General features: G+C 53.7%; 13 protein-coding genes and 1 pseudogene. 7 read left to right on the top strand and 7 right to left on the bottom strand.

Features of this window, described 5'->3' with window-relative positions:
• The first annotated feature begins 209 nt into the window (after positions 1-209).
• Together rimO and HJG54_RS08170 are read left to right on the top strand one after the other, a co-directional pair.
• Positions 210-1574 (top strand): 30S ribosomal protein S12 methylthiotransferase RimO, encoded by a 1365-nt coding sequence (gene rimO, locus HJG54_RS08175; protein WP_316434381.1) that lies wholly within the window; start codon positions 210-212, stop codon positions 1572-1574.
• A gap of 9 nt (positions 1575-1583) precedes the next feature.
• Positions 1584-2993 carry a DEAD/DEAH box helicase gene (locus HJG54_RS08170; RefSeq protein WP_316434380.1) on the top strand — a complete coding sequence of 470 codons (1410 nt, stop codon included), beginning with the start codon at positions 1584-1586 and terminating at the stop codon, positions 2991-2993.
• Positions 2994-3220: 227 nt separating this feature from the next.
• On the opposite strand, the pseudogene HJG54_RS08165 reads toward HJG54_RS08170, so the two are convergent.
• A pseudogene (locus HJG54_RS08165) lies at positions 3221-3391 on the bottom strand (DUF4058 family protein); the annotation flags it as partial.
• Between the two features lie 68 nt (positions 3392-3459).
• Between HJG54_RS08165 and HJG54_RS08160 the strand changes: the two are divergent.
• Both HJG54_RS08160 and HJG54_RS08155 read left to right on the top strand, forming a co-directional pair.
• Positions 3460-4242 carry a 3'-5' exonuclease gene (locus HJG54_RS08160; protein ID WP_316434378.1) on the top strand — a complete coding sequence of 261 codons (783 nt, stop codon included), beginning with the start codon at positions 3460-3462 and terminating at the stop codon, positions 4240-4242.
• A 98-nt stretch (positions 4243-4340) separates the two neighbouring features.
• Entirely contained in the window at positions 4341-5789 is a 1449-nt protein-coding gene (locus HJG54_RS08155; protein ID WP_316434377.1) for a TIGR04283 family arsenosugar biosynthesis glycosyltransferase, read from the top strand.
• A gap of 32 nt (positions 5790-5821) precedes the next feature.
• Here the strand turns inward: HJG54_RS08155 and HJG54_RS08150 are convergent, their stop codons facing one another.
• From HJG54_RS08150 to HJG54_RS08140, 3 genes are all read right to left on the bottom strand, one after another.
• Positions 5822-6805 (bottom strand): DUF1517 domain-containing protein, encoded by a 984-nt coding sequence (locus HJG54_RS08150; RefSeq protein ID WP_316434376.1) that lies wholly within the window; start codon positions 6803-6805, stop codon positions 5822-5824.
• Between the two features lie 339 nt (positions 6806-7144).
• Complete coding sequence (locus HJG54_RS08145; protein ID WP_316434375.1) at positions 7145-7819, bottom strand: L,D-transpeptidase; 675 nt, start codon at positions 7817-7819, stop codon at positions 7145-7147.
• A gap of 61 nt (positions 7820-7880) precedes the next feature.
• Complete coding sequence (locus HJG54_RS08140) at positions 7881-10136, bottom strand: DUF1565 domain-containing protein (RefSeq protein ID WP_316434373.1); 2256 nt, start codon at positions 10134-10136, stop codon at positions 7881-7883.
• 298 nt (positions 10137-10434) lie between these two features.
• Here HJG54_RS08140 and HJG54_RS08135 point away from each other — a divergent pair, with 298 nt between their 5' ends.
• Together HJG54_RS08135 and thiS are read left to right on the top strand one after the other, a co-directional pair.
• Positions 10435-11625: a thiamine phosphate synthase gene (locus tag HJG54_RS08135; protein ID WP_316434371.1), complete on the top strand. Its 1191-nt coding sequence runs from the start codon at positions 10435-10437 to the stop codon at positions 11623-11625.
• A gap of 12 nt (positions 11626-11637) precedes the next feature.
• The gene (thiS, locus tag HJG54_RS08130) at positions 11638-11865 is read left to right on the top strand and encodes a sulfur carrier protein ThiS (protein WP_316434370.1); all 228 of its coding nucleotides are present in this window, start codon (positions 11638-11640) and stop codon (positions 11863-11865) included.
• Between the two features lie 285 nt (positions 11866-12150).
• On the opposite strand, the gene pyrR is transcribed toward thiS, so the two are convergent.
• Positions 12151-12699: a bifunctional pyr operon transcriptional regulator/uracil phosphoribosyltransferase PyrR gene (gene pyrR, locus HJG54_RS08125; RefSeq protein WP_316434369.1), complete on the bottom strand. Its 549-nt coding sequence runs from the start codon at positions 12697-12699 to the stop codon at positions 12151-12153.
• Between the two features lie 98 nt (positions 12700-12797).
• On the opposite strand from pyrR, the gene HJG54_RS08120 reads away from it, so the two are divergent.
• On the top strand, positions 12798-15302 hold the full coding sequence (locus tag HJG54_RS08120) for an HAD-IC family P-type ATPase (RefSeq protein ID WP_316434368.1): 2505 nt from the start codon (positions 12798-12800) through the stop codon (positions 15300-15302).
• On the opposite strand, the gene HJG54_RS08115 is transcribed toward HJG54_RS08120, so the two are convergent.
• Both HJG54_RS08115 and HJG54_RS08110 read right to left on the bottom strand, forming a co-directional pair.
• The gene (locus HJG54_RS08115) at positions 15282-16022 is read right to left on the bottom strand and encodes a hypothetical protein (RefSeq protein WP_316434367.1); all 741 of its coding nucleotides are present in this window, start codon (positions 16020-16022) and stop codon (positions 15282-15284) included. The two genes, HJG54_RS08120 and HJG54_RS08115, sit on opposite strands and share 21 nt — an antisense overlap.
• Positions 16003-16428 carry a hypothetical protein gene (locus HJG54_RS08110; protein ID WP_316434366.1) on the bottom strand — a complete coding sequence of 142 codons (426 nt, stop codon included), beginning with the start codon at positions 16426-16428 and terminating at the stop codon, positions 16003-16005. Before HJG54_RS08110 ends, HJG54_RS08115 begins: the two co-directional genes overlap by 20 nt.
• Positions 16429-16543: the final 115 nt, after the last annotated feature.

Genomic DNA, 16543 nt, shown 5'->3' with positions numbered 1-16543 from the left:
CTATCGAAATTATGTAGTTATGTTATCTTCAAGCTGACGGTTGTGTTAAGATTATTGACGATCGTCTCAAGTGATGCGATTGCAGTTAACGGTGTTCATCCAATTGGTCCAATTGGGGTGAGCGAGGGACAAAGTCTAGTCCGTTGATGGCGCGATCGCTACAGTTTCATTAACTTAGACTTCTTTGTTCCAATCACACGATTAACTGCATGGGCAACAAACCAACGATTGCCATCTCTCATTTAGGCTGCGAAAAGAATCGAATCGATACCGAACATATGCTGGGGCTGCTGGTAGAGGCAGGCTATCAAGTAGACTCCAATGAAGAGCTGGCTGATTATGTCATTGTCAACACTTGTAGCTTTATCCAGGCGGCACGGGAAGAGTCGGTGCGTACCCTGGTAGAGCTGGCCGAAGCCAATAAAAAAGTGGTAATTACTGGCTGCATGGCGCAGCATTTTCAGCAGGAGTTGCTGGAGGCGATTCCGGAAGCGGTTGCCGTAGTCGGCACAGGGGACTATCACAAAATTGTGGATGTGATTCAGCGAACGGAAACCGGCGAACGGGTGCAGGAAGTTTCGGCTGAGCCAGTTTACATTGCCGATGAAACCACGCCTCGCTATCGCACAACCACCGAAGGTGTTGCTTATCTGCGAGTAGCCGAAGGCTGCGACTATCGCTGTGCGTTTTGCATCATTCCCCATCTGCGCGGCAATCAGCGATCCCGTTCGATTGAGTCGATTGTGGCCGAAGCGGAACAGTTGGCGGCGGAAGGGGTCCAGGAAATTATTCTGATCTCCCAAATCACCACCAACTATGGCTTGGATCTGTACGGCGAACCAAAGCTGGCGGAACTGCTGCTGGCCCTGGGTAAGGTCGAGGTGCCCTGGATTCGGATGCACTATGCCTACCCAACTGGCCTAACGCCAAAAGTGCTAGACGCGATCCAGTCAACGCCCAACATTTTGCCCTATCTCGATTTGCCGCTTCAGCATTCCCATCCCGAAGTGTTGCGGGCAATGAATCGGCCCTGGCAGGGGCGCGTCAACGATGGCATCATCGAACGCATTAAGACGGCGATCCCCAATGCCGTGTTGCGAACCACCTTTATCGTCGGCTTTCCGGGTGAAACGGAAGACCACTTCCAGCATCTGCTGCAATTTGTCCAGCGGCATGAGTTTGACCATGTCGGCGTGTTTACCTTTTCGCCAGAAGAGGGCACGCCTGCCTATGACTTGCCAAATCAGCTTCCTCAAGCAGTGATGGACGAACGCCGCGATGCCCTGATGACCGTACAGCAACCCATTTCGCTCCAGAAAAACCGGGCGGAAGTGGGACGCGTGGTCGATGTTCTGATTGAGCAGGAGAACCCAGATACCGGGGAGTTAGTCGGTCGCTCGGCCCGATTTGCTCCTGAAGTCGATGGTTTAGTCTACGTCCAAGGCGACGCTCGCTTGGGATCGATTGTCCCAGTCGAAATTTTGGACGCAGATGTTTACGACCTCTATGGTCGTGTAGCCGATACCCCTACCCAACTGAAAGGCGCACTCCGCGCCACTGTTCACCTTGTCTAAGGAGCCTCAATGACTCTCTCTTTTCATAGTCTCGGTCTGTCAGAAGCGCGTGTGCGTCATCTCGAAAAGGCAGGCTTTACGAGTCCTACCCCGATTCAGGCACAGGCCATTCCCCATCTGCTCTCCGGGCGAGATGTGGTGGGTCTGGCGCAGACGGGTACCGGCAAAACGGCGGCCTTTTCGCTGCCCATGCTAGAGCAAATTGATCTGAACAATCATGCTGTGCAGGCGCTGATTTTGACCCCAACACGCGAATTAGCGGTCCAAGTTTATCAGTCGATTCGCACCTTTAGCGACGATCGGCGGCTGCATGTGCTGCCCATCTATGGCGGTCAGTCGATTGATTTGCAAATTCGCCGCTTGCAGAAGGGTGTCCAGGTCGTTGTGGGCACGCCCGGACGAGTGCTGGATCTACTCAGCCGCGGCGACCTAAAGCTGAACAAGCTGAGCTGGATTGTGCTGGATGAAGCCGACGAAATGCTGAATATGGGCTTTATTCAAGATGTCGAGAAAATTCTGGCCCAAGCTCCGGCAGAGCGGCAAACCGCCTTCTTCTCGGCCACGATGGAACCCTCGATCCGGGAACTGGCCGCTAAGTTCCTCCGTTCGCCAGTGACGATCAACGTCGAGCAGCCCAAGGCGGCACCGGCCAAAATCAATCAATTGGTCTATATCGTGCCACGCGGTTGGACCAAGGCGAGAGCCTTACAGCCGATCCTGGAAATGGAAGATCCAGAGTCGGCCCTGATTTTTGTCCGCACTCGCAAGGCGGCAGCAGAACTGACTCGTCAGCTTCAGGCGGCAGGACACAGCGTTGATGAATACCACGGTGACTTGAGCCAGTCTCAGCGGGAACGGTTACTGCTGCGCTTCCGGCAACGGCAGGTGCGCTGGGTCGTAGCAACCGACATTGCGGCTCGTGGTCTGCATGTGGACGATTTGACCCATGTAATCAACTACGATTTGCCTGACAGTGTGGAGAGCTATGTGCATCGGATTGGCCGCACTGGACGCGCTGGCAAGGAAGGCACGGCGATTTCGCTGATTCACCCGCTCGATAAGCGCAAACTGCGGGACATCGAGCGCCATATTCGTCAGCGCTTAGAAATCGGCACCATTCCGACTCGCGCCCAGATCGAGGCTCGCCATCTGCAAAAGCTGCAAGATCAGCTCCGGGAAGCGCTGGCTGGAGAGCGGATTGCCTCGTTCTTGCCGATTGTGGCCCAGCTCAGCGAAGAGTTTGAACCTCATACCATTGCGGCGGCGGCGCTGCAAATGGCCTATGACCAAACCCGACCAAGCTGGATGCGGGTGGAGCATGGTTACACAGACGATCCAGCTGGAGACGAAACCAGAACCCGGCCAGGAGCACCGAAGCCGAAACCCGTGAAGCGGAAAGCGCCGGTGTCATCGCAGTAGTGAGTGGTAAAAAGTAACCGTTAACAGCAGAGCTTCAAACAAAGTGAAGCTGTAGAACAAGTTAAAGCAGTGGGAATGGCGTTGATGCAATGCGCTTCCTGCTGCTTTGTTATTTGCGCGCGCTATTTGCGCGTCAGTTGTCCCCCGTTGATTGCTTCTCCCTCGCGCACAACGAATAACGAACACCGATTTTTATTGGTAGCATATACGCAGTTCATGATGGCTACTTACCTGCCTCGAACAGATGTGAGTAATTCATCGACCCACCGCTGATCGGCCTCTGATAGGTTTGGCGATGGAACCGGCTGATGATAATCAATTCGGGCACCATATCGGCCTCGCTCGTATACATGATCAAACACTGCTTGTAACGAAACCATGGGGTCTGGGTGATCGGGTTGAAGGTCAACTCTGTTCCTAACTCTGCATTATGATGCAAGATGACTTGTCACGATAATCGCGCATTGTGCTATCCACTCAGCTTTTGACCTATTACCGCAATCTGAGCCAGCAGATGTTTACCGTTGTTGATCTGGAAACGACGGGCCGTCATGCTTGGCAGCATCGAGTCATGGAAGTGTCGGTCTTGCAGGCGACGCTGGCAGAAGGGGTGTTAATTCAGCAAACGGATCTAATCAATCCGCTGACCCAGATTCCGCTGCGGCTGGCTCACTTCACGGGTATCAAGCAGCCGATGGTCGATGCGGCACCTCCGGCGGCTGAGGTGTTGCCCCCCTATCTGCCGTTGCTCAGTCGCGGTGTGTTGACTGCCCATAATCTAGAGTTTGACTATCCGTTTTTGCAAGCTGAGTTTGACCGATTGGGCATTCAATTTGTCCGGCCTGAGACAGAACAACTCTGTACGGTCAAGCTGGCTCGGTTGATGCTGCCGGATCTGCCTTCGCGGAAATTGCCCCATTTGGTCAGGCATTTTCAGTTTGATGTGGGTCGCTCCCACCGGGCTGAGGCGGATACGCTAGCCTGCTGGATGCTAGCTGAGCGGCTGTTCACCGAACTGCTGAACGAAGAGGATGACGTGTTGCTAGCGCGGTTTGCCCGCCAGGTGATTCCGTTAAAGGAGGCGGCTAAGCTGCTGAATTGTGCACCAGAGGAGGCCAAAGTCAAACTAGATGCGGCTGGCGCTTCCACGCGGTTTGTTGGGCGCAAACGGGACGGCACTTGGGTGTATCGTCGGGGCGAGGTCGAGCAGTTGGTGCTGGAACAGGTGAGTTATACCAGTTCTCAGTAGAGAAGCTTGAATCCTCTCAGCCAATTCTCATGTCGTTTCCAGCCAGGATCCAGCTAGAGATGAAATGATGGGGATGGATGCGTTCAACCAAAGTTCTCTTGACTAGTACCTTGACCAGCACCTTGACTAAACCCGATTGTCTGATTATTTTCACGCGCTATCCCCAACCGGGCAAAGCCAAAACGCGCTTAATTCCAGCCCTTGGAGCCACAGGAGCTGCCGATCTCCAGCGCCAGATGACCGAGCATACCTTAGGGCAAGTGCGACAATTGCAGGCTAGCTATCCGGTTACAGTCGAGATTTGGTTTGCCGGAACTGCGCCAGAAACCGAAGCAGAGGACCGCTTGCTGATGCAAAGCTGGCTAGGTAGCGAATGGAACTATCAAGCACAGCAGGGCGAGGACTTGGGCGCACGATTAATTTATGCAATTCAAGCGGCTTTTGCGGCTGGCATGGAGCGGGTGGTGGCGATTGGCACAGACTGTCCGCAACTCGATGCGGCCAAGCTCGAACAGGCATTTCGTGCCTTGTATCAGCGAGATCTGGTGCTGGGACCAGCTACCGACGGCGGCTATTACCTGATTGGGCTGAGCCAATTTGTGCCCCAATTATTCAAAACAATTGCCTGGAGTAGCGAACTGGTTTTGCAGCAGACAGTGCAGATCGCGGAGTCGCTGAATTTAACCGTGGCTTATCTGGATATGTTGTCGGACGTGGACCGGCCTGAAGACTTAGCGATTTGGCAGGTAGTTCAGCAGGTCAGTCAGTCACAACCAGAAGCAGCGTCGGAGCCGATCCTGCCAGACCAACGGCTATTTCTTTCCGTGATTATTCCGGTGCTGAATGAGGCCAATCGCATCCAAACTGCGCTGCGTTCCCTTCAAGAGGAGGACGTGGAAGTGATTGTGGTCGATGGAGGCAGCCAAGACGACTCGGTTGCACAAGCCAAGGCAATGGGCGCCAAAGTGGTTAGTTCGGCTCAGGGGCGGGCGGTACAAATGAATGCAGGTGCAAAGGCGGCCACAGGTGAGGTGCTGCTGTTTCTGCATGCCGATACTTCTCTGCCTGCGGGATTTGTTTCCTGCGTGCGCCAAACCTTAGCCCAGCCTGAAATTATTGCTGGTGCATTTGAGCTGCAGATTGCTGGACCGGAACCGGGATTGCGCTGGATTGAATGGGCCGTGAAGTGGCGTTCTCGACTGTTGCAGTTGCCCTACGGCGATCAGGCGCTTTTCCTGACGGCAGAAACCTTTCGGCAGCTAGGCGGATTTATAGAACTGCCGATTATGGAAGATTTTGAGCTAGTGCGACGGTTGCAGCGCTACGGCAAAATTGCGATTGCTCCCGCAGCCGTGATCACCTCAGGACGCAGATGGCAAACTCTAGGCGTTTGGCGCACGACGCTGATTAATCAACTGATTATCGCAGCCTATTTTCTAGGCGTTTCTCCGGCGCGGCTGGCCCATTGGTACCGGGGAGTTGGCAAGGCTAGCCCAAACATAGAAAAAATCGGAGTTGAACCAGTCAACTCCGATCTAGAAATTTGATTCAGATTTAGATTAATCGGTCTAGAAGCCTCCTACACCAGGGCCAGATCCGGATATTGGGCAATCACCTCGTCTGACGACAGCGTGTCACCCTCCTGCTGCGGTGTCCAGAGTACTTCTAGGGCCAGCAGCTTGTCGCTAGGCACAGAACCGAGTTGAGAGAGGGCTTGGCGTAGCTCTTGCGAGCTGTTGATCCGCGGCAGTTCTAGCTTGCCTTGGGTTGCCACCAGCAGCGTCACCACAATGTACTCGCCCGGAGCCTGATCCAGGGTTGCCAACTCACCCGATGATGGCAGAGCTGCTTTCGCATCGGCCTGCTTCAGCAGATTATCGACGTTCGACAGGGTTTCAGCATTAAATTTGCTGCGCTCGGACAAGGCCAATCGGTTGAACTGATTTTCAGCCGCCTGGAGCGACGTGAGCTGATTTTGCTGACCCGCGTAGACCCAATATTCGGGATGCCGCAGCAGCGCTAGGGTTGTTTCTTGCAGCACTTGGGCCAAGCCTTCGGAAGAACCCGTGTCGGCCATTTCGGCAATCCGATTTAGGTCGGTTTGTAAGCTGCGGGCTTGAGACAGCAGGCCCACTTGCAGCTTGGTCAGAGACACGGTTGGGTTAGAGCTGTAACCCTCTAAGCCGTCACTTGACTGGGTAGAACGAAACGCCCTCACCAGGAAGCCTGCAATAGAAATAAAGATCAACAGGGTAAACAACCCGGTAAAGGCACCACCGATGCCAAAGGTAGGCACAAGAAACGGATAGCCGTAGCCAAATCCGCCGCCCGGAAAGTAATAGCCGCCGCCATAACCGCCGCCATAGCCACCGGGAGAAGGTGTGTAGGTGCGGCTGGGGGGTGCCGTGCGACTGGGCATGCGGAAGCCACCGCCTCCAATCCGGCCACCGCTACCGGCAGCCCATGCGCCCTGTGCCTGACCAAACACGAGCACAATCGCCAACGTTGCAGCAATTACCGGCTTAATAAACGGTTTGATAAACCTAGACAATGTTTTGAGCATAATCCCTCGCCTATCCAAGCTGATGTGAAACGTACCGGCTTTGGCTGGGTTCGGGGGTCAACCGCGACTGTAAGCTATTTCTTCATTCAGCCGGAACCGTGTCACCCCAGTGGCAAACTATCGCAACCAGTTTCTTAGTGACTCGTTAGTGACCCGGAATGGCTAACCCACTGAAATTAACCAAACGTTACAAATTTGTTACTCTTCTAGTTTATCGTTTCGCCTATCTGGGCAAAACCGAACCAGAGAGGGATAACCGTAATCCGCAAGGACGGCAAATGGTGCCTAGATGGCGCTCTGTTTCAAGGCTGGGCTGAGTGATTTTTGAGAGCCGAACCTTCAGGGTTGGACAATTACCGGAGTGCCGATCGCCACTTGGGTATAAAGGGACTGAATATCGGCCTCGCGCATTCGGATACAGCCATGCGACACAGCCTGTCCAATAAACTCTTCCTGGCGGGTGCCGTGAAAGCCGATTTGATGGGTACCATCGGTCCAAAAGCCGATCCAGCGAGAGCCGAGCGGATTGTCTATACCCTCAGCAAAGGTTTCGCCGGTAATCGGATTTTGCCAAGCCGGATTCTCCTGCATATTGATCACCCGAAACTCACCGGCTGGGGTTTCCCAACCTTCTCGCCCCACTGCAATGGCATAGCTGACCTGCAACCTGCCGTCCTGGTAGAGAGAAACCTGGCGTTCGCTCAAATCCACCACTAGCCGGGACTGCCGCATCAGTGCGACCGGATGGGAGGCGGATAAAATCTGGTCCAGGCCACTTTGAGCGGAGTTAGGCTGGGCGGCAGATTGTGACTGTTTCTGGGCTGTTGATGTTTGCGTAGCTGGAGGGGTGCGCTGAGCCACTGTCGAGCTAGTCGCAGGACGAGAGCTAGAATTCGTCGCCACACTTCTGCTTCGCTCACCCGTGATCTGCATGCCAATCAGCAGAGCTGCGGTGGCAAAGCTCAGAACCATGAAACTAGCGCTGAGCGCATCATGCTGTTTACGAATAGCCATTGGATTAATGCTCTCCCTTGTCTGCCCGAGGATGAGCACTCAGACCAAATTGCTGAGACTTTTATTCCATTGGCTGAATAATACCCCGTAATCCACTGCGACTCAACATTTCCACCGCGGCTTCCGCATTTTCCCGGCTACTAAACGCTCCAATTTGGATTACGGACTGGCCATTAAACGAAGTGACAAATGCTCCAGGCACAAGGGATTGCACCAAAGATTGGGCTGAATCATCTGCGGTTTCAACCACCACACGAAATTGGAGATTATGCCGAGCCAACAGCGTGCCATTCCGGCTCGAATCGCCAATGCTGATTTTTGCCATCCCACTCGTATTGCCCAAAGGAATTTCTCCAGCCGGTACTGGCAAGATTCGGGTTGCACCAGTAGCAGAACTGGTAGCGGTAGAACTGGTAGCGGTCCGCGTCGAGATTTGTCGCTGTTCTGGCGGCGGCACTGGAATATTGATGGGAGTGCCTCCTAAACTAGGAGCAGCAGGCCGCGTTGCGGCAAAATTCTGACGCGGTAAACTGGCTGCCGCCGTGATGACTACATTTTCCAATTGAGGTGGGACTTGAGGGGCGGTAGTGGGCACCGTTTGCGGGCGCTCAGGTGGGGGAACGGCGATCTCGATTGCCCTGGCCGTTTGGGTTGAAGCTGCTAGGGTTCGATTCAAGGATTGGTTCCCGGTAGGGCGAGAAGCTGAGATAGAAGACTGGGTGCTGGGGCGTTCTGGCGGTGGCACAGTAAGATGAACTGCCGCAGGAGATGTAGTTTCAGGTGCTGGGACTGGAATCGGTACCGAGTTGGTTGAACGGGTTGGCGCAGTTGTTGCACTCGCTAGAACAACCGAGCGATTCGGACGCGAATTAGTCTGAGCATTGGTTTGAGGATTGCTCTGCCCACGGTTCAGGAAATTGTTGAGAGTACTAATGGGCGGGTTCGTTTGCGCTTGGGCTGGAGAACTACTCTGAGGATTGGTCTGATCACTGGTTTGCGGTTGAGGCCGAGCGGGTGGCAGGCTGGAAATCAGGCTAGGGGATGGAGCAGTGGTCTGGCTAGCTGTAGTGGGAGCTGGAGTTGGCCGTGAGCGGGTTGAGGGTTGGGGCGAACGAGGCACCTGAGTGGCGGGAAGACGGTCTGCCGCTGAAGCGATAGTTGTGACACTTATCAAGGGAGCTTTGCCGGTTAGATCGACCTCTCCGGTCAGGCGGTCAGCGGCAATTTGGTTGCCATAGGCTGGCAGAATTTGATTAGTAGCCAGAGCATTAATGTCGTGCTGATGGTTGTTGATAAAGGAATTGTTGCCGGGTTCCTTATCGGTGCCGAGGTTGGGTTGGGCCTGAGCGATCACAATCAAACCGTCTCGGTCGTTGTCCTCAATGGTGTTGCCGCGCAAGAGTGGGTGAGCGTTGCCTTGGACCACGATGCCGTCTCGGTTTTGGCTAATGCGGTTGCTGACGATTTGGGGCGCGGCGTTCTCTGTGATCGTGATGCCTGAGCCGGTTCGCTGCAAGGTGTTCTGGCGTACCTCTGGCTGGGCATGACCGCTAATCACCAGACCACTGCCCCGATTCAAAACAAACAAATTATGTTCGACAATCGCTGTGCTGCTGCCGGTGATCACCACTCCGGCATTCCGGCTGTTGATGAAGGTGCTGTGGCGGATGGTAGGACTTCCCGCTTCTATCCACAATCCATGTCCTCGTATGGTGGGGTTAGTGACCGTAACGCCCGTGAGCGTGGCGCGATTGTCTCCAACTAAGGTGACGTTTTGGCGGCCCAGTGTCGGACTGCTGTAGGAACCACCGCCACGAATCACGATACCTTGTCCTAGATGATCGGGGTTGCCTTGAACAGTGACCCCCGGCTTCAGCACAATCGGAAACACTTCGCCGGTCTCGGTGCTGTAGGTGCCAGCCGCCAGTTGGATCACCGTGTTGGGGCGAGCGGATTCTAGGGCGCGGGTCAGGGTGCGAAAGGGAGCTTGTTCGCTGCCATCGGCTTTGTGATCATTGCCGGCTTGAGCATTCACCCAGATCGTTCGCTGGGTTGGCGTGGTGGGAGTTTGATTACTGTTTCGCTGGGCCACCTCAGCGCTGGGATGGGTCTGCGCTTGCGTTAGAGCGGCGGTTGGGCGATTCCCTACCAGCAGCACCGTTGACGCTCCGACTAGAAGAGACATCAATCGACTGTGGTGCAGAGTATGGCGTAGGTTGTGGCGCAGGTTGTTCTGCAAAAAGCTGGACTCGGCAAAAAGCTGGAAAAAAAGCTGAAAAACCAGTAGACCATTGCGGTGGGGAGAACTCAACGACATGAACCTGCTCCTGACCCATTAAGACCCATTAAAGAAAACGGCGGCAACGGTGAATGAATTGACCAGTGACGCATGTGAGATCTACTGGCAGACGCTAACCCTGGAGTGACTTTGCAACAAATTGCTGTTCTCACCCTTTCCGTAGCGTATACAAGTAGATTTACTAAATTTTGCACGATTTTTCTCTGACAGAAACAAGTTGCGCTAAATTTTTTTGGCTAAAGCTGTTTTCCCTGAAAGCGGCTTTTCTAAAATCAACCTTCGTCAGGATCAACCGTCACGCAGCTCGTAACGTAGCATGAAACATATACTCTTCCGCTCGCCCAAGCCGGTCATGCAAATGACCTATCCACCTACTGTTCCTGTAAATTCTCTGCCTGTAAATTCTGGACCTGTGAATCAACCCACCAATCAGTCCAATCCACTCGATTCCTTACCTCAATCGATCGGGGTAGGCCAACCCACGGTTCTGCGGATTCTGGATGCGAATCTAGACCGCGCCCGCGAAGGACTGCGCATTATCGAGGAATGGTGTCGCTTTGGCCTCAATCAAGCCCAGTTCACTGAGGAATGCAAGCAACTGCGGCAAGAACTGGGCCAGTGGCATCGAGAAGAGATTCGGTCCGCTAGAGACACGCCGAACGATCCGGGCACCGAGTTGACCCATCCCAACGAACAGCAGCGAGCCAATATCACCGAACTGCTGCGCAGCAACTTTTGCCGCACCCAAGAGGCGCTGAGGGTTCTGGAAGAATACGGCAAACTCTATTCCGAGCCAATGGCCACCGCGTGCAAGCAGATGCGCTACCGAGTCTACACGCTGGAAAGCAATCTGACGGGCCATCAGCGGCACCAAAAGCTCAAACAGTCCTATCTCTACCTGGTAACTTCGCCGGTTGACAATCTGCTGGCCGTTGTGGAAGCGGCCCTCCAGGGTGGGCTAACGCTGGTCCAATATCGGGACAAAACGGCAGACGACCTGACCCGCATCAGCACCGCCACTAGGCTAAGACAGCTCTGTCACCGCTATAATGCCCTGTTCATCATCAACGACCGGGTGGATCTGGCCCTTGCCGTAGAGGCGGACGGTGTGCATTTGGGCCAAACCGATGTGCCGATTGCCTTAGCGCGGCAGTTGCTCGGCTCCCAGCGGATCATTGGCCGCTCCACAACTAACCCAGAAGAAATGCAGCGGGCGATCGAAGAAGGGGCAGATTACATTGGTGTCGGTCCAGTTTACGAAACGCCTACCAAAGCCGGTCGAGCGGCGGCTGGATTGGAGTATGTGCGCTATGCCGTCAAACATGCCACAGTGCCCTGGTTTGCGATTGGCGGCATCAATGCGGAAAATCTGGCCGAGGTGCTGTCTGCTGGAGCAGAGCGGATTGCTGTCGTTCGGGCGATCATGGAGGCGGAGCAGCCCACCCTGATGACGCAGTTCTTTGTCTCGCAAATGCAGCGGGTGCAGACGATTCGGGCGGTCAAATAAACTGGAGAGGCAATGAGTGAGTTAGTGACGTTACAGGTGAATGGCGAGTCGCGGCAATGTCCGGCTCAAACTCGCCTGCCTGACCTGTTGGAACAGTTGGGTATGGATCCCCGCTTGGTGGCGGTGGAATACAATGGCGAAATTCTGCACCGTCAGTTTTGGGGCGAAACCCAAATCCAGGATGGCGATCGGCTAGAGATTGTCACGATTGTGGGGGGAGGAAGCTTTAGTGAGTTTTGAGTTTTGAGTTTTGAGTTTTGAGTTTTGAGTTTTGGCTTCCGGTGGTCAGGCGGATCGAGTTTTGAGTTATGTAGTTAGTGCGAAACAAGATTTCGAGGTTCATTTATTTCTCAGTAGCATCCCCAAATCCGAGATTAGCTTTCATCTCCAAGGACAATTTCTTAATTTGAACCCAGTTCAAGCCAATAAACTAAGACCTGAGCTAAGCCAAAGGTGCAGTACTCATGCTGAACTCTCACCATAAGCCAACTCAAAACTCAAAACTCAAAACTCAAAACTTAAACCTCAAACCTCAAACCTTCTCTTAATGAGTTCGACACCGTCTCGTCCGTCGGTGGATTGCAAATAAACTTTTACTTTCTCTTCTTTGGCGGTAGGTAACGTTTTGCCGGTGAAGTCAGGGTGGATGGGAACTTCTCGGTGGCCGCGATCGACTAGTACGGCGAGTCGAATCAGTTCGGGTCGGCCATAGTCGTTGATGGCATTGAGGGCAGCGCGGATGGTGCGGCCTTTGAAGATCACGTCATCGACGAGGACGACGGTTTTGCCAGCCAGATCAAACGGGATGTCGGTTCGTTCTGGCGTTCTCAGATCGATCTGGTCAAGGTCATCGCGGTAGAACGTGATATCCAGCGAGCCAACCGGAATGGAGACCCGCTCTAGGGTTTCAATTTGCCGCGCGAGCAGTTCTGCTAACGGTACGCCACGAGTGTAAATGCCCAGTAACACTAGCTTCGACAGGTCGCCTGAGCGCTCTACAATTTGAGAAGCTAGGCGGGTCAGGGTACGGCGCAGCTCATCGGCTGAGAGAATCTCAACGACTTCAGGGGGCATACTTGTATAAAGGATTGAGCAGTGCATTTTTCCGTATTATCCCCTTGATGCTTCCCACCTTGCATCAAACCCTGAATCGATCTCCCAACGAGTGATGCATGACTAACCCAGTCGATGACAGCCCCGCTCCTGTAGGTAAAACCATTAATGAACTTAGCGTTAGTGAACTCAGCGGACTCAGCGAACGTGAAGTAATCAAACGACGTGCCGCTGGAGAAGGGAATACGGCCAAACTGCAAAGTAGCCGTTCCTATCGCCAAATTCTGCAAGAAAATCTCTTCACGGTCATCAATACCATCTTCTTTGCCATCAGTCTGGTGATGTTTCGGCTGGGGCGATTCAGTGATGGCATTTTGGTGATCATTGTGATTTTTGGCGGCGTTTTGGTCAATATTTACCAGGAAAGCTGGGCCAAACACCAACTCGACCGGATTGCCCTGCTGAACCGGCCCAAAGCGACTGTAATTCGCCAGGGCCGCGAGCGGCAAATTGACCCCAGTGAAATTGTTCGGGGTGACATTCTGCTGGTGCGGGCGGGCGACCAGATTGTGGTGGATGGGCAGGTGGTGGGCGAGGGCCGTATGGAGGTGGATGAATCTCTGCTGACGGGCGAGTCGGATTTGATTCCCAAACATACGGGCGATCCGGTCTATTCCGGCAGTTTTTGCGTTAGCGGCACCGCGTGCTACGAGGCCCAAAAGGTGGGTAGCGAAACCGTGGCCTACAAGCTAATGGCCGGGGCACGTATGTTCCGCCGCTCGCTGACGCCCTTGCAGGTCGAGATTAACGTAGTGATTCGGATTTTCATGCTGATTGCCTGCTTCCTTTGGACGCTCGTGGGCATTAGCTACCTCAGCAGCAGCTATTCGGTGAACGAAATTGTGCAGCGGTTTGCGGTGATTGCTGGCCTAGTTCCGGCGGGTCTGCTGCTGGCGATCACGCTGGCCTATGGCTTAGGAGCAGTGCGGATGGTAGGTCAGGATGTGCTGATTCAGCAGGCAAATGCGGTGGAATCGCTCAGTAATGTCGATACGCTCTGCCTCGACAAAACCGGGACGCTGACCACGAACCAGATTCATTTGCAGGAGGTTTACCCGATTGGGATCTCAGAAGCTGAGTTGCGCGAGCGATTGGGTGACTTTGCCGCCAACCTGGGTACGAGTAATCGCACCAGCGAAGCGATTGCTGCCGCCTGTCCGGGCCAAAAGCGCTATTTGAAAGCCGAAGTCCCCTTTTCCTCAGCCCGCAAGTGGAGTGCGGTTGCGTTTGATGATGCCGATCGGCGGGGGGTGTATCTGCTGGGTGCTCCCGAAGTGTTGCTGACCACCACCGGCCTGCTGAGTGCCGACATGACTGACTACATTCAGTCTGGGGTAGAGCAAGGTTTGCGGGTGGTGCTGTTTGCCTATAGTCCTAATCCAACCGCGCTGCATGCAGACGAATTTCTGCCCCAACTGCCGTCGGAGTTGGTGCCGCTAGGGATTCTGCGCTTCAGTGACCAGCTCCGTCCCGAAGCTTATGAAACGCTGGCTGGCTTTGCCAAGGCTGGGATTCGCGTCAAGATTATTTCTGGCGACAATCCCCAAACGGTGGCGGCTCTGGCGAAACAAGCTGGTTTGAGTGGCGATATCACGGTAATTTCTGGCGCGCAGCTCGCCCAGATGGATAGTGCTCAATTCGCCCAGGCGGCCCAGTCCTGTACTGTGTTTGGCCGGATTAGCCCAGAGCAAAAGGCGATGCTGGTGCGGCAGTTGCGCAAGTTGGGCAGCTATGTGGCCATGATTGGCGATGGCGTCAATGATGTACTGTCCCTAAAGCAGGCGAATTTGGCGATTGCGATGGAAAGCGGCAGTAAGGCAACTCGCAGCGTGGCGGACATTGTGCTGCTGAAGGATTCGTTTGCAGCTCTGCCTCGCGCCTTTCTGGAAGGGCAGCGGATTCGCAACGGCATTCAGGATGTGCTGAAGCTGTTTCTGGTGCGCACCTTCTGCGTGACGCTGCTGATTTTTGCCATCGCGCTGGTGACGGACAGCTTTCCGCTGCAAAACAAACAGAGCGCCATCGTGGCGCTGATTGGGGTCGGCTTCCCCACGATGTGTATTCCGATCTGGGCCAAACCGGGCCTGCTGCCGCGCCGCAGTATGGTCCGCTCGATGCTGCATTTCGTGATTCCAGCCACCCTCACCCTGACGCTGGTGGCGCTGCTGGTGTATTTGTTCTACTTGGTTGTGGCGGTGTTGGATTTGCCGCCGGGAGCCACCCTGGCCCAGGTCAATCATGCCATTCCTCGCAGTGCGCTAGTGGCCATTTTGGTGATGGGCGAACTGCTGCTAATTCCTTTCCTGAAGCCGCCGACAAGGGCTTGGGTGGGAGGCGAGCCGCTGAGCGGAGACTGGCGCTATACCATCGTGGCGCTGCTGCTGCTGCTGCTGTATCTGCTGATTGTAGCCGTGCCGCCGCTGCGTCGCTTTTTTGAACTCTATCCGCTCGACCCAATTCACTATTTGTTTATCGGCCTAGTGGCGATCGAATGGTGCTTTATCCTGCGGCTGACCTGGCGAACTCGTTTTCTCGATCGGTTCCTAGGAATCGATTTGCGTTGAGGAATTGGTGTATGTCTCTAGTGCTGCCAATAAAACGCTGACATCAGGATATTCGATCGATTCTCTTAAGCCTTCTATTCCCCCCGACTTCATCACTTTGATCAACTGCTGTTTGAACTGAGGCTGCCTTTCAATTTCTTCTATGACTTTTGTAAAGACTACCATCCGCTCAGATACTGTGTTATTCGGGGCAGCCTGAGAAAATTGCTCTAGTAGACGCCGAAGCTCAGATGCAACTTCAACTACTGACTCTTTTGGTGCAGGCATCAGAAGATTTTGAACTTGTATAGAAGTGACAACTATTTCGCCCGTAGGTAGTATCTGAAGTCGTTTTTTGTCAGGGAAATTAGAAGATTGAGTATTTGTATCTCCTGACTGTGAAGAAGTACTCCAGTTGGTCCGGGGTCTAGTACCGCTGTTCTTACTGCTTCTACGCACAGATTGATGATTGACTGAGAGAATGTTTATAGGCTGTGAACCCGCAGCAGTCTTATCCTCAGTTGATCTCAATCTAGAAATTCGCTTCTGCTCCTTCCAAGCCACAAAAGCAGTACCGAGACAAAAACTCAGAGCAACAACAAAGCCAGATGGAGCACCTCCAGTCAGCAGCAACATCACAACAAAGCCAATGAAGACGACTGCCGTTTGCTGCACTAAGGACCTGAGACCGGTCTTGGCTTCTTCGTAAAGCGTCACTTCCCTACGGTTGGTTGGAGCCATTTCTATTGCCTCGCCATAACTCTCGCAGATCCGCCCAAAAACGTCCTATGATTCGACCAGCTAAAACAGTCCACAGCAAAAAATCAGAAATGACGATGATAAAACAAGCATAACGCAGTACTCCTAGCGCATTCTCTTGCCAGCATACGTCGAGACTAGCGAAATCCTTACCAAGAATGATGCGACCTACTAGTCCAGGAAGTTGAAGCAGTGTGCTAAGCGCAATTGCATCTTGGACTGAGAGATAAACGGTTCGCCACAAATCTCCCATCAAAGCTCGTCCCAGAACATCCAGGGGTTCCCAAATATGCATTAAAACTTGCTGAGTGAACCGACCTGATGTTGTCTTTAATACCGGAAGGTTGGGATCTGGCTGAGCAGGTGGTTGAGGAGAAGGCTTGCTCATCTATGATTTTGACTGGCTATTCTCAGTATTCCTGTCTACTATACGATTCACCGAATCTGCTCACTGCATCCAACCTCAAAATTATTGTTCTGTGCAAAGCTTAAAGCTGCTCAAG

It is taken from the genome of Leptolyngbya sp. NK1-12 (genome assembly GCF_032598965.1).
Lineage (GTDB): Bacteria > Cyanobacteriota > Cyanobacteriia > Elainellales > Elainellaceae > Elainella.
The sequence above is the reverse complement of the archived record's forward strand: the minus strand, read 5'-3'. Positions and strand labels throughout refer to the sequence as shown.

Coding starts and splice junctions, on each gene's coding strand:
- rimO (WP_316434381.1), top strand. CDS start 210: ATGGGCAACAAACCAACGATTGCCATCTCTCATTTAGGCTGCGAAAAG.
- HJG54_RS08170 (WP_316434380.1), top strand. CDS start 1,584: ATGACTCTCTCTTTTCATAGTCTCGGTCTGTCAGAAGCGCGTGTGCGT.
- HJG54_RS08150 (WP_316434376.1), bottom strand. CDS start 6,805: ATGCTCAAAACATTGTCTAGGTTTATCAAACCGTTTATTAAGCCGGTA.
- HJG54_RS08145 (WP_316434375.1), bottom strand. CDS start 7,819: ATGGCTATTCGTAAACAGCATGATGCGCTCAGCGCTAGTTTCATGGTT.
- HJG54_RS08140 (WP_316434373.1), bottom strand. CDS start 10,136: ATGTCGTTGAGTTCTCCCCACCGCAATGGTCTACTGGTTTTTCAGCTT.
- HJG54_RS08135 (WP_316434371.1), top strand. CDS start 10,435: ATGAAACATATACTCTTCCGCTCGCCCAAGCCGGTCATGCAAATGACC.
- thiS (WP_316434370.1), top strand. CDS start 11,638: ATGAGTGAGTTAGTGACGTTACAGGTGAATGGCGAGTCGCGGCAATGT.
- pyrR (WP_316434369.1), bottom strand. CDS start 12,699: ATGCCCCCTGAAGTCGTTGAGATTCTCTCAGCCGATGAGCTGCGCCGT.
- HJG54_RS08120 (WP_316434368.1), top strand. CDS start 12,798: ATGACTAACCCAGTCGATGACAGCCCCGCTCCTGTAGGTAAAACCATT.
- HJG54_RS08115 (WP_316434367.1), bottom strand. CDS start 16,022: ATGGCTCCAACCAACCGTAGGGAAGTGACGCTTTACGAAGAAGCCAAG.
- HJG54_RS08110 (WP_316434366.1), bottom strand. CDS start 16,428: ATGAGCAAGCCTTCTCCTCAACCACCTGCTCAGCCAGATCCCAACCTT.